Below are 19,232 nucleotides of genomic sequence, written 5' to 3'. Positions count from 1 at the left end.
GTCAGCTTCCTTTCTGGGACAGTTTGAGCGCGCGCGCCAGGTCTTCGATCAGGTCGTCGGCGTCCTCCAGGCCGACCGACAGGCGCAGCGTGCCTTCGGTGATGCCGGCGGCGGCGAGCTGGTCGCTGGGCACGCGGAAGTGCGTGGTCGAGGCGGGGTGGATGGCCAGCGACTTGGCGTCGCCGACGTTGGCCAGGTGCGAGAACACTTTCAGCCCGTCGATGAAGCGGCGGCCGGCGGCGCGGTCGCCCTTTAGGTTGAAGGTGAAGACGGCGCCGCTGCCCTTCGGCAGCAGGGTCTTGGCCAGCGCGTAGTCGGGGTGGCTGTCCAGCTCGGGGTAGGAGACGGACTCGACGGCGGGGTTGGTCAGCAGGAAGTCGATCACCTTGCGGGTGTTGGACACGTGGCGCTCCATGCGCAGGCCCAGCGTTTCCACGCCTTGCAGGATGGCGAAGGCGTTGTGCGGGCTCATCACGGCGCCGAAGTCGCGCAGGCCTTCGCGCCGCGCGCGCAGGGCGAAGGCGCCGACGGTGGACTCTTCGGCGAAGACCATGCCGTGGAAGCCGTCGTAGGGTTCGCACAGCTCGCCGAAGCGGCCGGTCTGGTCGTAGGCGCTCTGCCAGTCGAAGGTGCCGCCGTCGACCAGCAGGCCGCCGATGGCGGTGCCGTGGCCGCAAAGGAATTTGGTCGCCGAGTGGAACACCAGGTCGGCGCCGTGGTCGAATGGTCGTAGCAGGTAGGGCGTGGTGAAGGTGGAGTCGAGCATCAGCGGCAGGTGGTGCTCGTGGGCCAGGGCGGCGATTTGCGGCACGTTGAGCACGTCCAGGCCGGGGTTGCCCAGCGTTTCGGCGAACAGCACCTTGGTGTTGGGGCGGATGGCGGCGCGCCAGGCGTCGGCGTCGCGCGGGTCGACGAAGGTGGTCTCGATGCCGAAGCGCTTGAGCGTGTAGGCGAGCATGTTGTGCGAGCCGCCGTACAGGGCGCGCGAGGCGACGATGTGCGAGCCGGCGCCGGCGATGGTGACCAGGCCCAGGTGCATGGCGGCCTGGCCGCTGGCGGTGGCGATGCCGGCCACGCCGCCTTCCAGCGCGGCGATGCGTTCTTCCAGCACGGCGTTGGTGGGGTTGGAGATGCGCGAGTAGACGTGGCCGGCGCGCTCCATATTAAACAGCGCGGCGGCCTGGTCGGAATCTTTGAAGGCGAAGGCGGAGGTGAAGTAGACCGGGGTGGCGCGCGCGCCGGTGGTGGGGTCCGGCGTCGCGCCGGCGTGCAGCGACAAGGTATCGAAGCCGGGGTAGTGGGGTCCGCTCATGTGTTCTCATTCTGGAAAGATTGGAATGGAGCAGATGCTACTTGAATCGACCGCATGCAACAAGCATGCTCAAATGTTGCGTTTTGATTATTCACAATGCTGGATTTTTTGCCGGGCATAGGCTACATTCGCTGTAAGGCGACAAAAATAGACATCTCAAGCAGAGAGCCCATTCACGAGCGACAGGACGGCCCAAAATGAAAGTTTCCGAAATTCTCCAGGTTAAAGGCAATATTCTTTATACCATTACCCCCGACCAGATGTTGGTGGACGCGGCCAACACCATGGCCGAGAAGGACATCGGTTCGCTGGTGGTGATGGAGTTTGGCGACCTGGTCGGCATGCTCACCTTCCGCGAGGTGCTCAAGGCCGTGCACAGCAATGCGGGTTCGGTCGGCGGCGGGACGGTGCGCAAGCATATGGATGATCATCCGATTACGGTGACGGCGGATACCGAGGTCAACGAGGTGCGGCGGATTATGTTGGAAAAACATGCGCGGTATTTGCCGGTGATGAATGCTAAAACTATTTTGGGCGTGATCTCGTTTTACGACGTGGCGCGCGCGGTGTTGGAGGCGCAGAGCTTTGAGAACCGTATGCTCAAGGCTTACATTCGCGACTGGCCGGCGGAAACCACCGATTGAGGTTGTGCTTGCTGTAGTGAAGAACGCCATCGGATTCGATGGCGTTTTTTTTGTGCTCGCCAACTCTGGCGGCAACGAGTCAGGGTCAGACCCTAGGGTCTGACCCTCCTTTGTGGCGGCGCAGCCAGCCCAGCATTCCCAGGCCGGCCAGCAGCATGGCGGCGCTGCCCGGTTCCGGCACGGCCGACACTTGGCCCAGCGCCACGTCGGTCACGCCGGCCAGGTAGCCGCTACCCTGCGAGTCGATGCGGAAGCCGGTGAAGTACTCGCCGACGCCGGTGGCGACGAAGCCCTTGAAGCCGAAGCCGGCGCTGCCGTTGGGCAGGCTGACGCCGTGGTAGGCGTAGCTGCCCTGGTTGGTGTCGATGGTGATGTCGACCGGGCCGGCGGTGACGGCGGCGTCGAAGCCGAGCATGCTGTAGCGCGGCGCTTCGTTCACTTGCGCCACCAGCGGCGACCAGTATTCGTTGCTCATCACGGGGCGCAGCTTGCCGACCGACATGGCGGTGCCGGCGCCGACCACCAGGTTTTCATCGGACACATAGGTGACGTCGCCACGGCTGAAGTCGCTGCCGGGGAAGTGGTAGCCACGGCCGAAGTCGTCGAAGTTGCTGTTGACGGCGATGTGGCCGGCGGCGTTGAAGTCGGCGCGCTGGTCGAAGCCGAGCACGCCGGCCTGGGCCAGGGCGCTGGCGGCGGCCAGGGTCAAGCCCAGCAGGGCGCGTTGCAGTTTGTGGTGTTTCATTTTCTCTTTCCGTTCTTGCGTCAGACGACGCTGAAGTTGCACGGGCCGCCCAGCTGGGCGTAGCCGTCGTTGTACAGGCACCAGGCGGTGTAGGCGCCGGGGGCGAGCTTGCTGGTGTCGAAGGTGGCCAGGCCGGCGGCGGCGGTGACGTACTGCCACACCAGATAGGTGCCGCTGCCCGGCGTAACGCCGGCCGGCCAGATGCCGATCCAGTTGGTGCTGGTCACCTTGGCGGCGGGCACGGCATAGTCGAACACGATGGGCTTGCCGCGCGCCACGCTGGGGCTAGCCGCGCTGAGCTGGGTCACGCTGAAGCTGATCGGTCCGCCCAGCACCACGTAGCCGTTCTTGTACAGATACCAGACGGTGTACTCGCCCACCGGCAACGCGCTGGTGCTGAACGAGGCGGTGCCGTTCTGCGCCGGAGCGTAGGCCCATTGCAGCGCGTTGCCCTTGCCGGGCGAGGTGCCGGGGGCGTAGATGCCGATCCAGTTCTCCGCGTCCAGCTTGCCCGGCGGCGCGGCGTAGTGCAGCAGCACCGGCGCGCCGCGCGAGACGTGCGGGGTGCTGGTGTCGAGCGTGACCTTGACGCGGTTGGTGCCGATCTGCGGATCGGTGCGGCTGGCGCGGCCCGTTTCGACGTGGCCGGCCAGCTGGCGCGACCAGCCGGCGTCGGCGTCGCAGCTGATGTTGAGGTCGTACCAGCCGAAGCTGGCGTCCAGCGCCAAGTCGACGGACAGGCTCTGGCCGGCGGCCACGGTGTAGATGGCCGGCTCGGCGCCGTAGGCCATGTCGGTGACGGTGAAGCGGCAGGGCTTGGCGCCGCCGGTGTTCAGCAGGCTCAGGCCCAGGGCGCCACGTTCGCGGTCGTAGCTGCTGCGCACCTCGGGCTTGGCGCCGCCGGCGGCCAGGCCCAGCGCGCCTTGGAAGCCGCGCAGGTAGCCGTTGGCGCCGTGCACGGTCAGCTGGTAGCTGTTGCCGGTCCAGTTCCAAATTTCCTGTTCGATGCGCTTGCCGGGCTCGACCGTGTAGTACCACGGGCCGTCGCTGCGCAGCGAGGAGTAGACGATGTAGGCGGCACCGGCCGTGCCGTCGTTGGCGAAGTCCAGCTCGAACTGTTTGCCGCCCTTGTGGCCGCCGTGCACCGACAATTCATAGGGCAGGGCGCAGGCGTAGCGCGTGCCGGTGACGGTGGGGCAGGGTTCCTGCTTGGGCAGGGTCTGCACGGCCGGCGGCTGCGGGTAGGGCTTGCCGGTCACGCGCTGGTAGGCGGCGGACTTGGGCACGCTGGCCGGCCAGGTCTTGTTGGGCTTGCTGAAGTCGAAGGCGGAGGTGAGGTCGCCGCAGACGGCGCGGCGCCACGGCGAGATCAGCTCGCACTCGACCTTGGCGCGGTCCTTGCCGCGTCCGGCCACCAGCCATTCTTCCAGGAAGCGGATCTTCGAGGTGTGGTCGAACAGTTGCGAGCAGACGCGGCCGCCCTTGCTCCACGGCGAAATCACCAGCATTGGCACGCGCGGGCCGAGGCCGACCGGCACGCCGCCGTAGTTTTCGTACTTGCCGATGTCGGCCAGGGTGGTCTTGCCCATGCCGGCGGTGAGCGGCGCCAAGTCGGACGGCACGTGGTCGAAGAAGCCGTCGTTCTCGTCGTACATCAGCAGGAACACGGTTTTCGACCACACGGTCGGGTTGGCCACCAGCGCGGCCAGCAGGCGCGCCGTGAGGTTTTCGCCGGCGTTGGGCGAGGCGGGCGAGTGTTCGGTGTAGTCGTTCGGCGCGCAGATCCACGACACCTGCGGCAGGCGGTTCTCGCGCACGTCGTCGGCGAAGGCCTTGACCAGCCAGTCGCCCTTGGTGCCGGCGGAGTTGCTCTCGGTCGAACCGGCGGCCAGCGCGCGGCCCTTCTGGTACAGCGGCGAGTCGCTGCCGAGGCGGCTGCCGTCGGCGTTGACGCGGAAGTCTTGAAGTAGGCCAGGTAGTTGTCGCCGTAGTTGTCCCACTCTTGATACACCTTCCAGCTGACCTGGTTGGCTTCCAGCGTTTCGGCGTAGGTGCGCCAGTTGGGCGCGCCGGCGGTGACGGCGGCGGAGATGTTGTCGCGCGCCGGGTCGTTGTTGTAGAAGCCGGTCGGGCTGACGTTGTACAGGCTGCCCATGGCGCCCAGCCAGCCCTGGCTGCCGCCGGTCAGCGAATACATGCGGTTGGGGTCGGTGGCGCCGAAGATCGAGCAGTGGTAGGCGTCGCAGATGGTGAAGGCGTCGGCCAGGGCGTAGTAGAAGGGCAGGTCGCCACGGTCGAAGTAGCCCATGGTTTGCGCGGTCTTCTGCGGCACCCAGGCGTTCCAGCCCTGCCAGGTGGTCTGCGAGCCCTTCCACGAGTGGTTGGTGCCGACCGACAAGGCGCTGGTGTTCTTGGCGTCGAAGTGGAAGGGCAGCACGTGGCCGCCGGCCGGGTTGGGCTGATACCAGACCGGGTTGCCGCCGGGCAGGGCGATGGCGCGCGGGTCGTCGAAGCCGCGCACGCCGGACAGGGTGCCGAAGTAGTGGTCGAAGGAGCGGTTCTCCTGCATGAAGATGACGACGTGTTCGACGTCGGCCAGGGTGCCGGTGACGTTGTTGGCGGGCACGGCGATGGGCCTCGCGGATTACGCTGGGGAACATGGTGGTGGCGCTGGCGCCGGCCGTTGCGGCGGCGAAACTGAGGAACTTGCGTCGTCCTGCTGAGATCATCTTGCTTCCTTCGATTGGGACTGCGGGGGCGTGGGAAGCGGCAATGATAACGATCAAATATGACAACAGTATTGCTGGATTGATCTTGTTGGATCAACATTCGTTCGGTTGGGCCGCTGGGTTTTATAGAAAACTCAGCGGCCCGATTTGAGGGTCAGACCCTAGGGTCTGACCCTGGCTCGTTGCCGTTGGGTGGTTTTGTAGCCGCTGGCGCCTTCAGTTTGTAACCCCGGCTCCAGCTGATTCCCGAGGAACCTCATATATACTTGCGCCCTGCGAACAATGAACGACGGGCTCTAGACAGTGGAATTTTTACGAAAACTGGCCGCGTGGCTGCAACAACATGCCCGGCCATGGGCCGACAAGGCCGTTCTGGCCGCGCGGCAAGCCTATGCGCGCGGCCAGGCCTACCTGATGAGCAAACCGGAAAAGCGCCGGCCTTGGTTCTTCGCGCTGTGGGCCGGCGTCGCCTTGGCGGCGCTGTTTGTGGTGTATGTGCTGCTGTTGATTCCGCTCACCCCCGGCATCCGCGACCTCAAGCAGGCGCGCGCCGCGCGCGCGACGGCGATCGTCTCGGCCGACGGCAAGGAGTTGGCCAGCTTCGACCAGGGTTTGCAGGAGCGCGTGCCGCTCGACAAAATCTCGCCCCACGTCATCGCCGCGCTGATCGCCACCGAGGACCACCGCTTCTACGAGCACCACGGCATCGACTTCACGCGGGTCGGCGGCGCGGTCTTCCACACGCTGCTGGGCGACGCCCAGGGCGGCTCGACCATCACCCAGCAGTTGGCGCGCAATATGTTCCCGGAGGAGATAGGCCGCTCGCGCAACATCAACCGCAAGCTGAAGGAGATGATCACCGCGCTGAAAATCGAGGCGACCTACAGCAAGCCGGAGATTCTGGAAGCCTACCTGAACACCGTGCCCTTCCTGTACAACACCTTCGGCATCGAGATGGCCGCGCGCACCTATTTCGACAAGTCGGCGCTGCAACTGGACATTCTGGAAAGCGCGACCCTGGTCGGCATGCTCAAGGGCACCAGCTACTACAACCCGGTCGGCAATGCCGGGCGCTCTGTGCAGCGCCGCAACGTGGTGCTGGGGCAGATGCGCAAGCACGAGCTGTTCAGCGAGGCGCGCTACCAGAGTCTGCTGAAAAAACCGCTGCGCGTGCACTTCGCCCGCCAGGCCGAGCGCAGCAGCACGGACACCCACTTCACCGCCTTCGTGCGCAAGTGGTTGATCCAGTGGGCCGACGAGAACGACTACAACCTGCAGCTGGACGGCCTAGTGGTGCACACCACGCTGGACTTCGGCCTGCAATCGGCGGCCATGCGCGCGGTGGAGCGCCAGGGCCGCGCCCTGCAGGCGATCGCCGACACGGAATGGAGCCAGCACTCCACCTATTCTGCCACCTCGACCAGCGCCTACGGCGAAACCCGCGAGGGCGCGCCGTCCTTCGCCTACTTCTGGCAGTCGCATCCCGACTACGCCGACGCCATCGTGCGCGAGTCGCGCGACTACCGCAAGGCGGTCGAGGGCGGCGAGGAGGCGGCCGTGGCGTTCAAGCGCTTGAAGGCGGACCGCCACTTCATCGCCCAACTGCACGCCGCCAAAACGCGGTTGGAGGCCGGCATGGTGGCGCTCGATCCGGCCAGCGGGCAGATCAAGGCCTGGGTCGGCAGCCGCAACTTCCAGCGCGAGCAGTTCGACCACGTGTCCCAGGCGGCGCGCCAGCCGGGCTCGACCTTCAAGCCCATCGTCTACGGCGCCGCGCTGGAGAAGGGCTTCCTGCCCGAGCGGCCCTATCGCGACGCGGTGCTCGACATCAAGGCGGCCGACGGCAGCGTCTGGCGGCCGACCGACATGAGCGGCTCGACCGGCAACATGATGACCATGCGCGACGGCCTGGTCTATTCCAAGAACACCATCACCGCGCAGGTGATGCAGGACGTCGGCCTGCCGCCCATCGTCAAGCTGGCGCGCGGCCTCGGCGTGCGGCAGAGCAAGCTGGCCTCGGTGCCGTCGCTGGCGCTGGGCACCAGCCCGGTCACGCTGTTGGAGATGGTCAACGCCTACGCCAGCATCGCCGCCGAGGGCGAGTACCGCAAGCCGGTGTTCGTCACCAGCATCACCGACCGCAGCGGCAAGGTGGTCGCCAACTTCGAGCCCGAGAAGGCGGAGCGGGCCATGTCGGCCGAGTCGGCCGGCAAGCTGATCGACATGATGCGCGGCGTCGTCAACCGGGGCACCGGCACCGGCGTGCGCTACCGCTTCGGCATCAACGGCGACGTCGCCGGCAAGACCGGCACCACGCAGAACAACGCCGACGGCTGGTTCATCCTGATGCATCCGAACTTGGTGACGGGCGCCTGGGTGGGCTTCAACGACACCCGCGTGACCATGCGCAGCAACTACTGGGGGCAGGGCGGCCACAACGCCGTGCTGCTGGTGGGCGACTTCGTCCGCAACGCGCTGGACAGCGGCAAGCTCGATGCGACGGCCCTGCTGCCGGGCGGCAAGCGCGCGCCGGTGGCCCGGCCGACGGTGGAGGAGGACGTCAGCGAGGAGGCCAGCGATCTGCAACAGGACGGCGTGGCGCCGGCGCCGACCCCGCCGCCTATGCAGGACGAGCAGGATGAGCCGCCGGAACCGGCCGAGCCGGCGTCGGCACCAACGCAGGCGCCGGCGCCGAACGAGGGCGGCGGCTGACGGCTCGCGTTGGCCAGTTGGGCGCTTCGGCTGTGGCGCTTTAGGTGCCAGGGCCGGGCGCCTCGGCGGCATGTCGGCGCCCGATGCCGCAACGGCTCGGCCGGGCGCCGCCGCATTTACCAATGCTTACACATGTAGCAATTTCTCCGTGTAAATAAGTAGTAGCATATAAATGTTGCTAAATAATTAAATGGAGATACACATGCATAGTTACGTGTTTTCGCGCCGGGCAAGTGGCGCCTCTTTGTTGTGCTTGTTGGCCGCCTGCGGTTCCGGCAGTTCGACCGGCCCCGCCACGCCGGAGCCGCCGCCGCCGCCCAAGATTGAATCGCGCATCGGCTTCAACTTGGTGGCCGGTGGCAGTTGGAGCGACAAGGGCGCGGTGGACGGCCCCTTGGCGGTCGCCAAGTTCAATTGGCCGGCCAATCTGGCCCTCGACGGCGCGGGCAATCTCTACATCGCCGACACAGGCGGCAACACGATACGCAAGCTCAGTCCTGCCGGCCAGGTGAGCACGGTGGCCGAGATCAAGAGCTTGGACGGCTCCCTGCCCAACCCCGGCTTTAGCACCATCGAGAGCATGGGGGTGGACGCGGCCGGCAATGTGTACGTCGCGGGCTTCAGCCTGTTGCGCAAATTCGGCACGGACGGCAAGGTCACCACGCTGGCCAGGGGCGGCAGGGCCGAGGCGCCGGTGGACGGCCCGCTCGCCAGCGCCCGCTTTTTTAGTATGGACGCTATCGCTGTCGACCCGGCCGGCAACATTTACGTGGTCGATCAAAGTCGGATCCGCAAGATCAGCACGTCCGGCATGGTCACCACCTTGGCCGGCCGCGAGGGCGGCTTCGGCACGCGGGACGGCGTGGGCAGCGCGGCCGAGTTTTATGCGCCCCTCTTTTTGACGGCGGACGCGAACGGCAATGTGTATGTTGTCGACGGCTTCGCCGTGCGCAAAATCACCCCGGCCGGCGCGGTGACGACCCTGGCCGGGGTGGCCAACCAGCGCGGCTTTGCCGACGGCAGCGGCGCCCAGGCCCGCTTCCGCCTCATGACCACCATCGCCGTCGACGGCGATGGCGTGGTGTATGTGGCCGACGACGACGGCGGGGCGGTGCGCCGCATCTCGCCGGGCGGCGTGGTGCGCACCATCGCCGGCGCGCTCGACGCCTACGGTTCGACCAACGGACTGGGTTCGGCGGCGCGCTTCGGCAGCGCGCGCGGACTGGCGGTCGGCGCCGACGGCAAGCTGATCGTGGCCGACACCAGCTTCCACGCGCTGCGCAAGATCGACGCCGACGGCCGCGTCACCACCTTCGCCGGCGGCAAGATCGTCGAGCCGCCCGCCACCGATGGCGTGGGCGCGGCGGCGCGCTTCAACAACATCACCGGCGTGACGGCCGACAAGGGCGGCAACTACTACGTGGCCGACGGCGCCAACTGCCTGATCCGCAAGATCACGGCGACCGGCGCGACCTCGGTGCTGGCCGGCGCGGTCGGCGAGTGCTCCGTGCTCGACGGTGTCGGCGCGGCGGCCCGCTTCGGGCACATCGGCGATCTGACCATCGACGGCGGCGGCAACCTGTACGTCAACGACGGCAAGACGGTGCGCAAGATCAGCCCGGCCGGCGTGGTCAGCACGGTGGCGGGCAAGCCCGGCCCCGACCTCGACAAGTTGAACGGGGTCGGCAGCGGCGCCTCGTTCTCCGGCTTGAAAGGATTGAGCGCCGACGCGGCGGGCAATTTGACCGTGTCCGACGGCTGGACCAATTGCCGCGAGGGCGAGGTGCTGGTCGACGGCATTCCGCAGACCAGCTTGCGCACCGTGTCGGCCGCCGGCGTGGTGAAAACCTTGCCGGGCTTGTCCGATTCGCTGCTCAAGGCGGTCGACGGTCCGGCCGGCGTGGCCAGCTTCGCCTGTCCGGGCGGCCTGACGCAGGACGGCGCCGGCAATCTGTACTTCGTCGACTCGTCGATCCAGTTGCGCAAGCGCAGCGTCGACGGCAGCGTCAGCACCATTCCAACCGGCGACAAGTTCGTCACCCTCGAGGCCAACAGCGCGGCGCGCATCGACGTGGACGAGCGCGGCAACCTGTTGATGGTCAACGGCGACGACACCGTCTTCATGATCTCGCCGCAGGGCACGGTCAGCCGCGTGGTCGGCGCCAGCGCCAGTCCGGGCGATTTGCTGCCGCTGACGGCGGGCGTGCCGCCCGGCCCCTTCCGCGCCGTGCATGCGCTCGGCAACAAGCAGTTCCTGCTGGCGACGCCGCAACAGGTGTACAAGGTGGTGCTGCCTTGACGCGCAGGCTTGCGCTCCATGGTCGGCAAAGCGCTAGTCGGAATAGCAATTGCCGCGCAGGCTAGGACGGAGCAAAATGTTGGCATGTGACAATGTGTGCAATTATCGCCGAATTTCCATGGTATATTTGTTACTGTTGGTATTTTTGCTTTCGGCGGAACTTGGAGAAAATGATGGTCGCGATTGTTTCGAGTGGGATGAGCACCTCCGGCGGCATGGAGGCGAACGGCGATACGCAGAGCCGCGTCGCGGCCTTGCAGGCGAAGATCAAGGGGCTGCTCAAAAGCATCGGCCAGATCCAAAAGCAAATCGGCGACGAGCCCGATGCCAAGGCCAGAAAAGTGCTGATCAAGATGGTAGAGAATCTGCAGCAGACCATACAGATGATCCAGCTGCAAATCCAGCAGCTTGAGCGCAACGAAAGGCAAAAGGAGCTGAACCGGATCGAGGCGCGCCGCCAAAACGAAGCTGAGGGCAAGGTCACTCAGCCGGGTAGCGACGGCACGCGGATCGGCTCAGTCTGACAACAGGAGAACATGATGGTAGGTAGGGTAACGAGCGGTTTGGGGAGCTCCGCGCGGATGGGGGTGAGTTTGGAGAGCCTGGGCAGCATCTCGATGTTGCTGTCCAAAATCAAGGGCCTGCGGAAGAACCTGCGTCTGTTGCAAAAGCAATTGATGGAGACGACCGATCCGGCCGAACGAAAAATCCTCCTCAAGATGATCCAGGAAGTGCAGGAGATGATGGCGATGTTCGACGCGCAGATCCGCCAGATCCAGCAGGCCGACCAGCGCCGCGAGGCGCATCAGCAAGAGGCGAGCCGGAAACGCCGCGAACCCGGCCCGGACGACTCGTTCGAACCGTACCAGCCGTAGGGGCCGGGGCCCGGGCCGGACTTTTTAACGTCGGGAAAAGGAATATATTGAAATGAATACAATGAAAAAGCTGGCCATTGGTCTTGCCTTCGCTACCATTTGCGTCAACTCGTTTGCGGCTCAAGGGCGATGGACGGAAGGCTTTGGGCAGGGCAATATCGAGTACTTCATTGACCAGGATGGCGTGCGGCTTTATATCGGATGTCCAACGAAAGAAGGAAGCGCGGATGCGCAATCGAGTGTTTCCCTTTCTCAACTGAGCAACAACAAAGAAATTCAAAAATTCACCATCGACGTCAATGGTGTCTCGTACAGTGGGCCGTTTAGCGCCGACAGCCGCGTGGGCGACAATAATTTCCTGTCATTGCTAGAGAACCTCCGCAAGGGGGATGCTGTTGTGAAGTTCGGCGGGAAATCGGTAAAAATGCCGAAGAGTAATTCAGCCAAGCTTATCCCAGCCTACGGGAAGAAATTTAGCTGCAATCTGTCCTTCTAGGGTTGACCGATCCGCGGTGGCCGAGGCCGATAGAGAGTCGTCTTGCCGGACAAATCTGTTAGGCTGCTGGCGATACTTTTTGGTACTGGATCTCGAATGAAAAAAATCATCGCGGCAGCCCTTCTTTGCGGCGCCAGCCTGGCGCAAGCGGCACCGACGGCACCGGCGCACCGTTGCTCGGCCGAGGCCGTCAAGCAGGCGACAAGCCTGCTGACCTTCCACTTCGGCCCCGACGAGCGCATGGAAATCGATACGGATGTCAAAGTGCTGGCGCCGATCCGCAATCCGGCCAACAAGAAGCAGTCCTTCGACGTGCTGGAGGTGTGGGGCACCATCTACAAGGGCCAGTACCGCATGCATTTGATCTATGCGCAACTCGGTGGGAGCTGCGTGTTGATGGGCCAGGAAATCCTCGAGCACGCCAGCCTGTAGGCGGGCCGAGCGGCGGGATGAAAAAAGGGTTGGACTGCCGAGGCGGTCCAACCCTTTTTTGCCTTCGTCCAGCCAGCCTACAGCTTGTAGACCGCCTGCACCGACAAGGCGCGCGGCGCCATCGGCAGGTCGTGCGGAATGGCCAGGCCGGGGGCCAGGCTCGGTTCGCGCGCGTCGGCGTTGAACAGGTTGCGCACCGAGGCCGAGAAGTTCCATTGCTGGCGGCCACGGCGCGTCGCCACGGTCAGGTCCAGGGTGGTGTAGTCGGCCACCGGGTCGCGCAGGTCGCCGGCGGCGCGCTTGCGCCCGGCCACCCAGTTCAGCTGCGAACTGAGCATGTAGCCGCTGCTGAACTGCCAGTCGGCGCGGCCGTACAGGTGGTGGTGCGGGGCGTAGCCGGCGTCGCGGCCGGTGGCGTCGTCGACCGAGCGCTGCCAGGCGTAGTTGCCGAGCAGGCGCCAGTCGCGGTTGACGTTCCAGCTGCCTTCCAGCTCCAGGCCGTGGCCGGTCTGGTCGCCGGTGTTGGCGTAGGCGGCGCCGGTGCCGATGCCGGGGTTGTTGACGGTGCGGATGATGTTGCTCATCGAGTAGCGGTAGAGCGTCATGTTGACCTGGGCGTCGGCGCGCGCCTGCCAGGCGAACACGGCCTCGAGCGTGCCGTTGGTCTCCGGCTGCAGCTTGGGGTTGCCCATGGTGACGGGGTTGCTGACGGAGTAGCCCTCGTTGAACGAGGGGGCGCGGAAGGCGCGGCCGTACAGCAGCTTGGCGGTCAGGTCGAAGGTGGCGTCCCACACCAGCGCCAGGCGCGGATTGGTGGTGTTGCCGAAGTCCGAGTAGCGGTCGTGGCGGATGCCGGCGGTCAGGTTCCAGTCCTTGGCCAGATGCCATTCGTCCTGCAGGTACAGGTAGTCGATCTTGCGGCGGTGCGGCAGGATGAAGGAGCGCTCGCCGGCGAACTCGACCACGCCGGGCAGCGGGATGGGCGCGCCGTTGGGGGCGTAGCTGAAGTTGCGCCGTTCTCGGCTGCGGTACATGTCGAGGTCGTCGTGGCCGACGCCGATGCGCCAGTGGTGGCCGCTCAGGCCGCTGTAGTCGGCGAAGGCGGACAGGCGCAGCTGGCGCTCCCACACCTCGGGGGCGCCGATCATGCCGTTGGGGAATTTCCCGCTGGGCAGCACGGTGCCGGGCGGCAGGAGCTTGAAGTCGACCGGGATCAGCTGGTTGTATTGCAGCGTGCTAACGGTGGCGCCCAGGCCCCAGTCGCGGCCGAACTGCGGGTCGGCCCAGCTCAGGCTGGTGGTGTAGCGTTCGCTTTTCTGCTGGCCGACCGGGTCGAGTGCCGAGGCGATGCCGGCGCCGGTGCCCAGCTTGTCGCGCAGCTTGTAGCCGAAGCGGGCGCGCCACTGGCCGCGCGCCAGGTCGAGGTTGCCGTCGACCGCCTGGTAGCCGGTGTTGACCGGGCCGGGGGCCAGGCTGGCGTGGGTGCCGAACAGCTTGTCGTTGCGGCTCTGGGCGTCGGCGTCGATGATGCTTTTCTGGCCGTCGCTGTCGCCCACGCGCAGGTAGGCGGCGACGTCGACCGAGCCGAGCTTGCCGCCGTGCTGCAGCCAGACGTCGCGGGTTTGGAAGGAGCCGAGGCGGGCGCCGATTTCGGTGCCCGGCGTCTCGGCGGCGCCCTTGGTGATGATGTTGATGACGCCGGAGAAGGCGTCCGAGCCGTACAGCGCCGAACCGGGGCCGCGGATGATCTCGATGCGGGCGATGTGTTCGACCGGATAGCCGCCCCACAGATTGCCCTTGTTGCCCTGGTAGATGGTGGTGATCGGCACGCCGTTCTGCAACACCAGCACCTGCGGCGTGACCTGGCTGACGATGCCGCGCACCACGTACAGGGGCGAATAGTTGTTGGCGCTGCGGTTGACGTGGATGCCGGCGACGCCCTCGAGCACCTGGTCGAGGTCGCTGGCGCCGATCGCCGCGATGTCGGCCGCCGTGATCACCGAGGCGACCGCCGGCGCGCGGCGCAGGGCCTGCACGGTGCCGGTGGCGATGCTGACGCTGTCGTTGTCGCCGTAGACCAGGGTGAGCTCGTCCTCGTCGCTGGGACTCTGCGCCAACGCTTGCATGTTAGGAATGGTGAGGGCCGCTGCCAGATACAGGGGGTATGCGTACTTAGCCTTCAAAACCTATCTCCCGGGAATGTTTTTTTGCATTGTAGCGCGGCAACCGTAACAAATGTACAAAAAATCATTGCCCGGTTGCATGTGCGCTCCACTCGCGGCGCGCCAGGCCGGCGTAAGCGACGCCGCTGCACGGGGTGGCGAAGAGGACGCCCTCGGGTTTTGCGGCCGCTTCCACGAGGCAAGGAGGCATTCCTGCTAGGAAGGTGGGTATGCGCAGCAGCTGGTACTCGCGCGCCGTCAGGCCCATGTCGGCGATCAGGGCGGCGTGCAGGGAGGCGTAGTTCATGCGCAACTGGGGGTAGTGTGGAAGCAACACTTTTTCCACTTCGAAGGCCAGTTTGACGTGTGCGCCCTGGTCCAGGCCGAGTTTTTCGGCCAGTTGCATGATCCACGGCAGGCGTTCGTCGGTCGAGTTGATCGGCCGGCCGTAGCCGTAGATGCGGTGGGCGCGGGCGTGCGCCAACACCAGCGACGCCAGCTCGGCGCCGGCCTGTACTTTGAAGTAAGGCCGTTTGCAGGAAGTCGATGGCGCGCAGGCCGGCTTGGCCGCCGTAGACGGTGCCCTCGGACAGCGCCAGCGCGGCGACGATGCCCAGGTTGGCGCTGCTGCGGGCGTTGCCGGCCAGGGCGGCGACGCGGTTGTTCCACAGCCGCGCGTCCGGGTAGCTGGTGTAGACCCAGATGGCGTGCAGCATCTCGATCTGGCCGCTGGCCAGGCGGCGGCCGGTGATGCCGAACACGTAGAGGTCGACCCAGTCGAGGTCTTTCAGCTCGCGGTGCAGGTCGTGGCCGCGAAACACGGCGTGGCTGCCGGGGTAGGCGGCGCCGACGCTGGTGCGCAGGCGGCCGGCGTGCTCTTGCAGCAGGGCCGGGCCGCGCAGCGGGGCGGCGGCCGGGTGGTTCAAGGTGGTATCGCTCATGGCGCCTCCGGCGTGGCGGCTGGGTCGAGCTCCAGCGGGTAGAAGGGGAACTGGCGGAAGCCGCCGGCCTGTTGTTCCAGCGCGTGGGCGGCGGCGCCGGGCAGGCGCAGCAGCAGGTAGAGCATTTCGCCCTCGCCCGGCGTCAGGCCCAGGTCGCTCAGGGCGGCGGCGGCCACGCCGCTGATGGCCAGCGGCAGGCCGATGGTCAGACGCAGCGTTTCCAAGCGTTCGAGCAGCCAGGCGCAGCGCGGGCCGGCCTGGTAGCCGGCCAAGGTGGTGAGCAGTTGGCGCACCACCGTGGTGGTGGAGACGCCGTGCGGCTCGAAGCCGGGCAGGTGGCCGGCGGCCGGCCAGACCTGCATCGGCTCGCCGGCCGGCGCCGGGTCGTAGTCGGCCCAGGCGGCCAGGTCGGTGCCGCAGCGCTGCCACAGCAGCATGGCGTCGTGCACGTCGCGCGCGCCGCCGTTGCGGCCGGCGCCGACCGACAGCGCGGCGATCAGGCTGGCGGCGGCGGTGGAGCCGCCGACGCCGCCGCACATGGCGGCGTGCACCGAGGCGTCGCGCGGGCCGGGGTTGGCCAGCGCCACGGCCAGCGCCTCCAGCGTGGCGACGGCGGCCGGCGCCGGGCGCTCGTCGCGCAGCAAGAGCAGCAGCATCTCGACCCAGCGCGCCTGGCCGACCAGCTCGCCGAACACGTCGTAGCCACGGCAGTAGGCGGCGCGGGTGGCGAAGGGGTTGTCCGGTTCGGGCTCCTCCTGCCAGATGCGGGTGTGGATCAGGTCGCGCGGCGACGGGGTGGGCGCGCCGCCGTTGGCTGCGGTGTTGCCGGCGCCGGCACCGCTGGCGCTGGGGGCGGCCGGCGTGGACATGGGCGACTCCATCACAACAGGCTCATGCCGCCGTCGACCACGATCTCTTCGCCGACCATGTAGGACGAGTCGGCGCTGGCCAGGAACAGGGCGGCCTTGGCCACCTCCTCGGCGCTGCCGAAGCGCCGGCTGGGCGACTTGTCGGCGATGGCCTGCTTCTTGGCGGCGGCCAGCGCGTCGGGCAGGCCGAGGCGGTCGAACATGGGCGTGGCGATCGGGCCGGGGCTGATGGCGTTGACGCGGATGCCGCGGCCGATCAGCTCCAGGGCGAGCGACTTGACCAGCGAGCGCAGGCCGGCCTTGGCGGCGCCGTAGACGCTGAAGTTGGGCGAGCCGAGCTGGTTGGTGATCGAGGTGGTGACGATCACGCTGGCGCCGGGGCGCAGCAACGGCAGGGCCTGTTGGATGGTGAAGAACACGCCCTTCAGGTTGACCGCCAGCTGGGCGTCGAACGAGGCCTCGGTGACTTGCTCGATCGGCGCCGGGCTGGCGATGCCGGCGTTGATGAACAGGACGTCGAGGTGGCCGTAGCGCTGCTTGACCTGGGCCATGGCGGCGGCGATCTCGCCGACCTGGCCGGCGTCGCTGCGCATCACCAGGGCTTGGCCGTCGAGCACCGAGCCGGCCATCGCCAGGCCGGCCGGATCGCGGCCGGTGATGGCGATGCGCGCGCCCTCGTTCTGGAACAGCAGGGCGCTGGCCAGGCCGATGCCGCTGCTGCCGCCGGTGACCAGGGCCACCTTGCCGGCCAGCTTGCCGGACTGCTTGGCGGCGGAGGCGGCGCCGAGCGCGATGCGCAGGTCGGCCGCCGCGTTGATGGCGAGGTCGAGGTCGATGTCGTGCTCAAAGTCCAGCTGGCGGGCGGCGCCGCGCGGCGCGCGAATCGGCGTGCGAATCGGCGCGCGATTTGGCGCGAGCTCGGGCGCCTGTTCCAGCGTGTCGGCCGGCTTGTCGTGGTGGGCCGCCATTATTGTCCGTCCTCCAGCAGCACGCGCATGCGGTTGCCGATGGGCGGCACCTGCTCCGGGTCGATGTACACGTCGAGCAGGGTCGGGCCGGGGTGGTTGCAGATGGCCTTGATGTCGAGCGCGGCCAGGTCGGCGGCCGAGCGGATGGTGTGGCCACGGCCGCCCAAGGCGCGCGACAGCATGGCGAAGTCGGTTTGTGGCAGGGCGTAGCCGATTTGCTCGCCGCCGCCGAGGCGCTGGCCGTGCTTGACCATGCCGTAGGCGGCGTCGTTGAGCACGACGAAGATCACGCAGAGCTGTTCGGCCACCGCCGTCGACAGCTCCTGGCCGCTCATCAGCATGCTGCCGTCGCCGGTGATGCAGACCACCGGCGCGGCCGGGTTGGCGGCGGCGGTGCCGACGGCGGCGCCGATGGCCCAGCCCATCGGCGCGAAGTGGCCGGTCAGGCGCAGCCAGCCGCCGGTGCTGCGGCGCTCGTTGCGCACGCCGGGCGGCAGGCCGGCGCTGGCCATGCGGCGGTCTTCCGGTTGCAGATAGTGGGTGGCCCAGGCGACGCTGTTGCCGGCGTCGGCCAGGAAGCGGGTGGTCGGCGGGAACAGCCGGCCCAGCTCGTTCATCAGGCGCGGCGGCGCCAGCGGCACGGCGTCGCTGTGGAAGGCGGCCGGATCGGCCAGCAGGCTGCCGGCTTCCCACTCTTTATGGCACAGCTCGCGGGCGGCGCGGCGCCGCTCCACCTTCACGTCGGCCTGCTCCTGCACTTCCAGGATGCGCGCCACCAGACGCTGGAACACCGGCCGCAGGCCGCCGCGCACATGCATGCGCGCCATCGGCGAACGGGCCAGATGCTCCTCGCACTCGTCGATGTGCACCAGGCGCTCGTTGAGCAGGCTGTCGCACCAGCCGGCCGTGTTCCATTCGCCCATGGTGCTGCCGATGGCCAGGATCAGGTCGACCGACTCGTCGCGCAGCGTCGCCTCGGCCGAGGCGTGGCCGCCGAAGCCGAACACGCCGCGATACAGCGGATGGTGGGTGCTGACCAGTCCCTTGCCGTCGGGCGGCACGATGAAGGTGGCGCCTTTTAAGGTGGCGAACTGCATGATCAGGTCGATCGCCTCGCCGCAGGCGGGGCCGATCAGCAGCACCACGTTGCGCGAGGCCGCCAGCATGGCCAGCAGCTTGTCGACGGCGCCGGCGTCGATCAACGCGGACGGGCGCAGCAACGCGGCCAGGTCGTAGGCCGGGCCGGTCGGCTTGGCCGGGGCGCGGAACACGTCGACCGGCACGCTCAGGTGGACCGGGCCGAACGGCGCGCGGGTGGCGTGCTGCAGCGCGGTGACCAGCTTCCACTCGAGCTGTTGCGGGTGCGACACCAGCGAGTTGTAGCGGGTGCAGTGGCGGAACATGCCGAGCACGTCGATGCCGGTGCAGGTCGATTCCTGCAGCGTGTGCTTGCCGAACGAGGGCAGGGCCGGCTGGCCGGTGATGACCAGCATCGGCACGTCGTTGCCGTAGGCGGTGGCGACGGCGGTGATCAGGTTGGTGGCGCCGGGGCCGGAGGTGGCGACGCAAACGCCGATCTTGCCGGTCTCGCGGGCGTAGCCGTCGGCCATGAAGGCGGCGCCGGCCTCGTGGCGGGCGACGATGTGGCTCAGGTTGCCGCCACGGCGCTGGTTGCGGGCGATGGCGTTGTAGAGCGGCTCGATGGCGCCGCCGGGGATGCCGAAGATGTAGTCGACGCCGAGCTGCTCCAGGTAGGCGACCAGCAGGTCGGCCATGTCCATGTCCATCACCTGGCCGTCGAGCGTGGCCGGCGGCGGGTTGGACAGTGGCTTGGACAGCGCGGCGCTGCGTTGCAGCAGGGGGGATTGATCTTCAAATTCGACGGCGTCATACATGCGAAGCTCCTCAATGTTGATTGATCGGCTAGGCGGGGATGCGGTGAGCCGAAACAAAAGCGATATCTAGACGAAAACATTACTTGCGTGATGGCAAATTATGTTGCGGCGCAATAATAGCCTAAAAACAAGGAGAGTTGTTACTTTTAGATA

General features: G+C 67.0%; 16 protein-coding genes and 1 pseudogene. 9 read left to right on the top strand and 8 right to left on the bottom strand.

Annotation, left to right across the window (positions count from 1 at the left end; genetic code table 11):
• Window position 1: 1 nt before the first annotated feature.
• Window positions 2-1,312, bottom strand: a complete 1,311-nt coding sequence (locus QC826_RS14865) for an O-acetylhomoserine aminocarboxypropyltransferase (protein ID WP_279766278.1) — start codon at window positions 1,310-1,312, stop codon at window positions 2-4.
• A 197-nt stretch (window positions 1,313-1,509) separates the two neighbouring features.
• Here QC826_RS14865 and QC826_RS14860 point away from each other — a divergent pair, with 197 nt between their 5' ends.
• Window positions 1,510-1,956: a CBS domain-containing protein gene (locus QC826_RS14860; RefSeq protein ID WP_279766277.1), complete on the top strand. Its 447-nt coding sequence runs from the start codon at window positions 1,510-1,512 to the stop codon at window positions 1,954-1,956.
• A gap of 85 nt (window positions 1,957-2,041) precedes the next feature.
• On the opposite strand, the gene QC826_RS14855 is transcribed toward QC826_RS14860, so the two are convergent.
• Window positions 2,042-2,701 carry a PEP-CTERM sorting domain-containing protein gene (locus QC826_RS14855; RefSeq protein WP_279766276.1) on the bottom strand — a complete coding sequence of 220 codons (660 nt, stop codon included), beginning with the start codon at window positions 2,699-2,701 and terminating at the stop codon, window positions 2,042-2,044.
• A 596-nt stretch (window positions 2,702-3,297) separates the two neighbouring features.
• Window positions 3,298-5,430: pseudogene (locus QC826_RS14850) on the bottom strand (phosphocholine-specific phospholipase C); the annotation flags it as partial.
• Between QC826_RS14850 and QC826_RS14845 the strand changes: the two are divergent.
• The 7 genes from QC826_RS14845 to QC826_RS14815 all read left to right on the top strand — a co-directional run bounded on the left by QC826_RS14845 (window position 5,360) and on the right by QC826_RS14815 (window position 12,244).
• A complete protein-coding gene (locus tag QC826_RS14845; RefSeq protein ID WP_279766653.1) occupies window positions 5,360-5,581 on the top strand; it encodes a hypothetical protein in 222 nt (73 codons plus the stop codon). The pseudogene QC826_RS14850 and the gene QC826_RS14845 sit on opposite strands and share 71 nt — an antisense overlap.
• Before the next feature lie 263 nt (window positions 5,582-5,844).
• Window positions 5,845-8,142, top strand: coding sequence for a penicillin-binding protein 1A (locus tag QC826_RS14840; protein ID WP_279766275.1), 2,298 nt, complete (start codon window positions 5,845-5,847; stop codon window positions 8,140-8,142).
• A gap of 202 nt (window positions 8,143-8,344) precedes the next feature.
• Complete coding sequence (locus tag QC826_RS14835; protein ID WP_279766274.1) at window positions 8,345-10,441, top strand: hypothetical protein; 2,097 nt, start codon at window positions 8,345-8,347, stop codon at window positions 10,439-10,441.
• A gap of 170 nt (window positions 10,442-10,611) precedes the next feature.
• Complete coding sequence (locus QC826_RS14830) at window positions 10,612-10,965, top strand: FlxA-like family protein (RefSeq protein WP_279766273.1); 354 nt, start codon at window positions 10,612-10,614, stop codon at window positions 10,963-10,965.
• Between the two features lie 12 nt (window positions 10,966-10,977).
• The gene (locus QC826_RS14825; RefSeq protein ID WP_409567834.1) at window positions 10,978-11,316 is read left to right on the top strand and encodes a FlxA-like family protein; all 339 of its coding nucleotides are present in this window, start codon (window positions 10,978-10,980) and stop codon (window positions 11,314-11,316) included.
• 52 nt (window positions 11,317-11,368) lie between these two features.
• The gene (locus QC826_RS14820; protein ID WP_279766271.1) at window positions 11,369-11,812 is read left to right on the top strand and encodes a hypothetical protein; all 444 of its coding nucleotides are present in this window, start codon (window positions 11,369-11,371) and stop codon (window positions 11,810-11,812) included.
• A 96-nt stretch (window positions 11,813-11,908) separates the two neighbouring features.
• Window positions 11,909-12,244 carry a hypothetical protein gene (locus tag QC826_RS14815; RefSeq protein WP_279766270.1) on the top strand — a complete coding sequence of 112 codons (336 nt, stop codon included), beginning with the start codon at window positions 11,909-11,911 and terminating at the stop codon, window positions 12,242-12,244.
• Between the two features lie 77 nt (window positions 12,245-12,321).
• Here the strand turns inward: QC826_RS14815 and QC826_RS14810 are convergent, their stop codons facing one another.
• Window positions 12,322-14,370, bottom strand: a complete 2,049-nt coding sequence (locus QC826_RS14810) for a TonB-dependent receptor plug domain-containing protein (RefSeq protein ID WP_279766269.1) — start codon at window positions 14,368-14,370, stop codon at window positions 12,322-12,324.
• A gap of 121 nt (window positions 14,371-14,491) precedes the next feature.
• Window positions 14,492-14,893, bottom strand: coding sequence for a hypothetical protein (locus tag QC826_RS14805; protein ID WP_279766268.1), 402 nt, complete (start codon window positions 14,891-14,893; stop codon window positions 14,492-14,494).
• Window positions 14,894-14,939: 46 nt separating this feature from the next.
• Here QC826_RS14805 and QC826_RS14800 point away from each other — a divergent pair, with 46 nt between their 5' ends.
• Window positions 14,940-15,389, top strand: coding sequence for a hypothetical protein (locus QC826_RS14800; RefSeq protein ID WP_279766267.1), 450 nt, complete (start codon window positions 14,940-14,942; stop codon window positions 15,387-15,389).
• Here the strand turns inward: QC826_RS14800 and QC826_RS14795 are convergent.
• The 3 genes from QC826_RS14795 to QC826_RS14785 are packed head-to-tail and all read right to left on the bottom strand — an operon-like array spanning window position 15,344 to window position 19,079.
• Window positions 15,344-16,216, bottom strand: coding sequence for a citryl-CoA lyase (locus QC826_RS14795; RefSeq protein ID WP_279766266.1), 873 nt, complete (start codon window positions 16,214-16,216; stop codon window positions 15,344-15,346). The genes QC826_RS14800 and QC826_RS14795 overlap by 46 nt on opposite strands.
• An 11-nt stretch (window positions 16,217-16,227) precedes the next feature.
• Window positions 16,228-17,184, bottom strand: coding sequence for an SDR family oxidoreductase (locus tag QC826_RS14790; protein WP_279766265.1), 957 nt, complete (start codon window positions 17,182-17,184; stop codon window positions 16,228-16,230).
• Window positions 17,184-19,079, bottom strand: coding sequence for a thiamine pyrophosphate-binding protein (locus QC826_RS14785; RefSeq protein WP_279766264.1), 1,896 nt, complete (start codon window positions 19,077-19,079; stop codon window positions 17,184-17,186). The genes QC826_RS14790 and QC826_RS14785 overlap by 1 nt, the downstream gene beginning before the upstream one ends.
• Between the last annotated feature and the right edge of the window lie 153 nt (window positions 19,080-19,232).

This window comes from Rugamonas sp. DEMB1 (assembly GCF_029834475.1).
Taxonomy (GTDB): domain Bacteria; phylum Pseudomonadota; class Gammaproteobacteria; order Burkholderiales; family Burkholderiaceae_D; genus Rugamonas; species Rugamonas rubra.
This window is presented reverse-complemented; position numbering and strand designations above follow the sequence as displayed.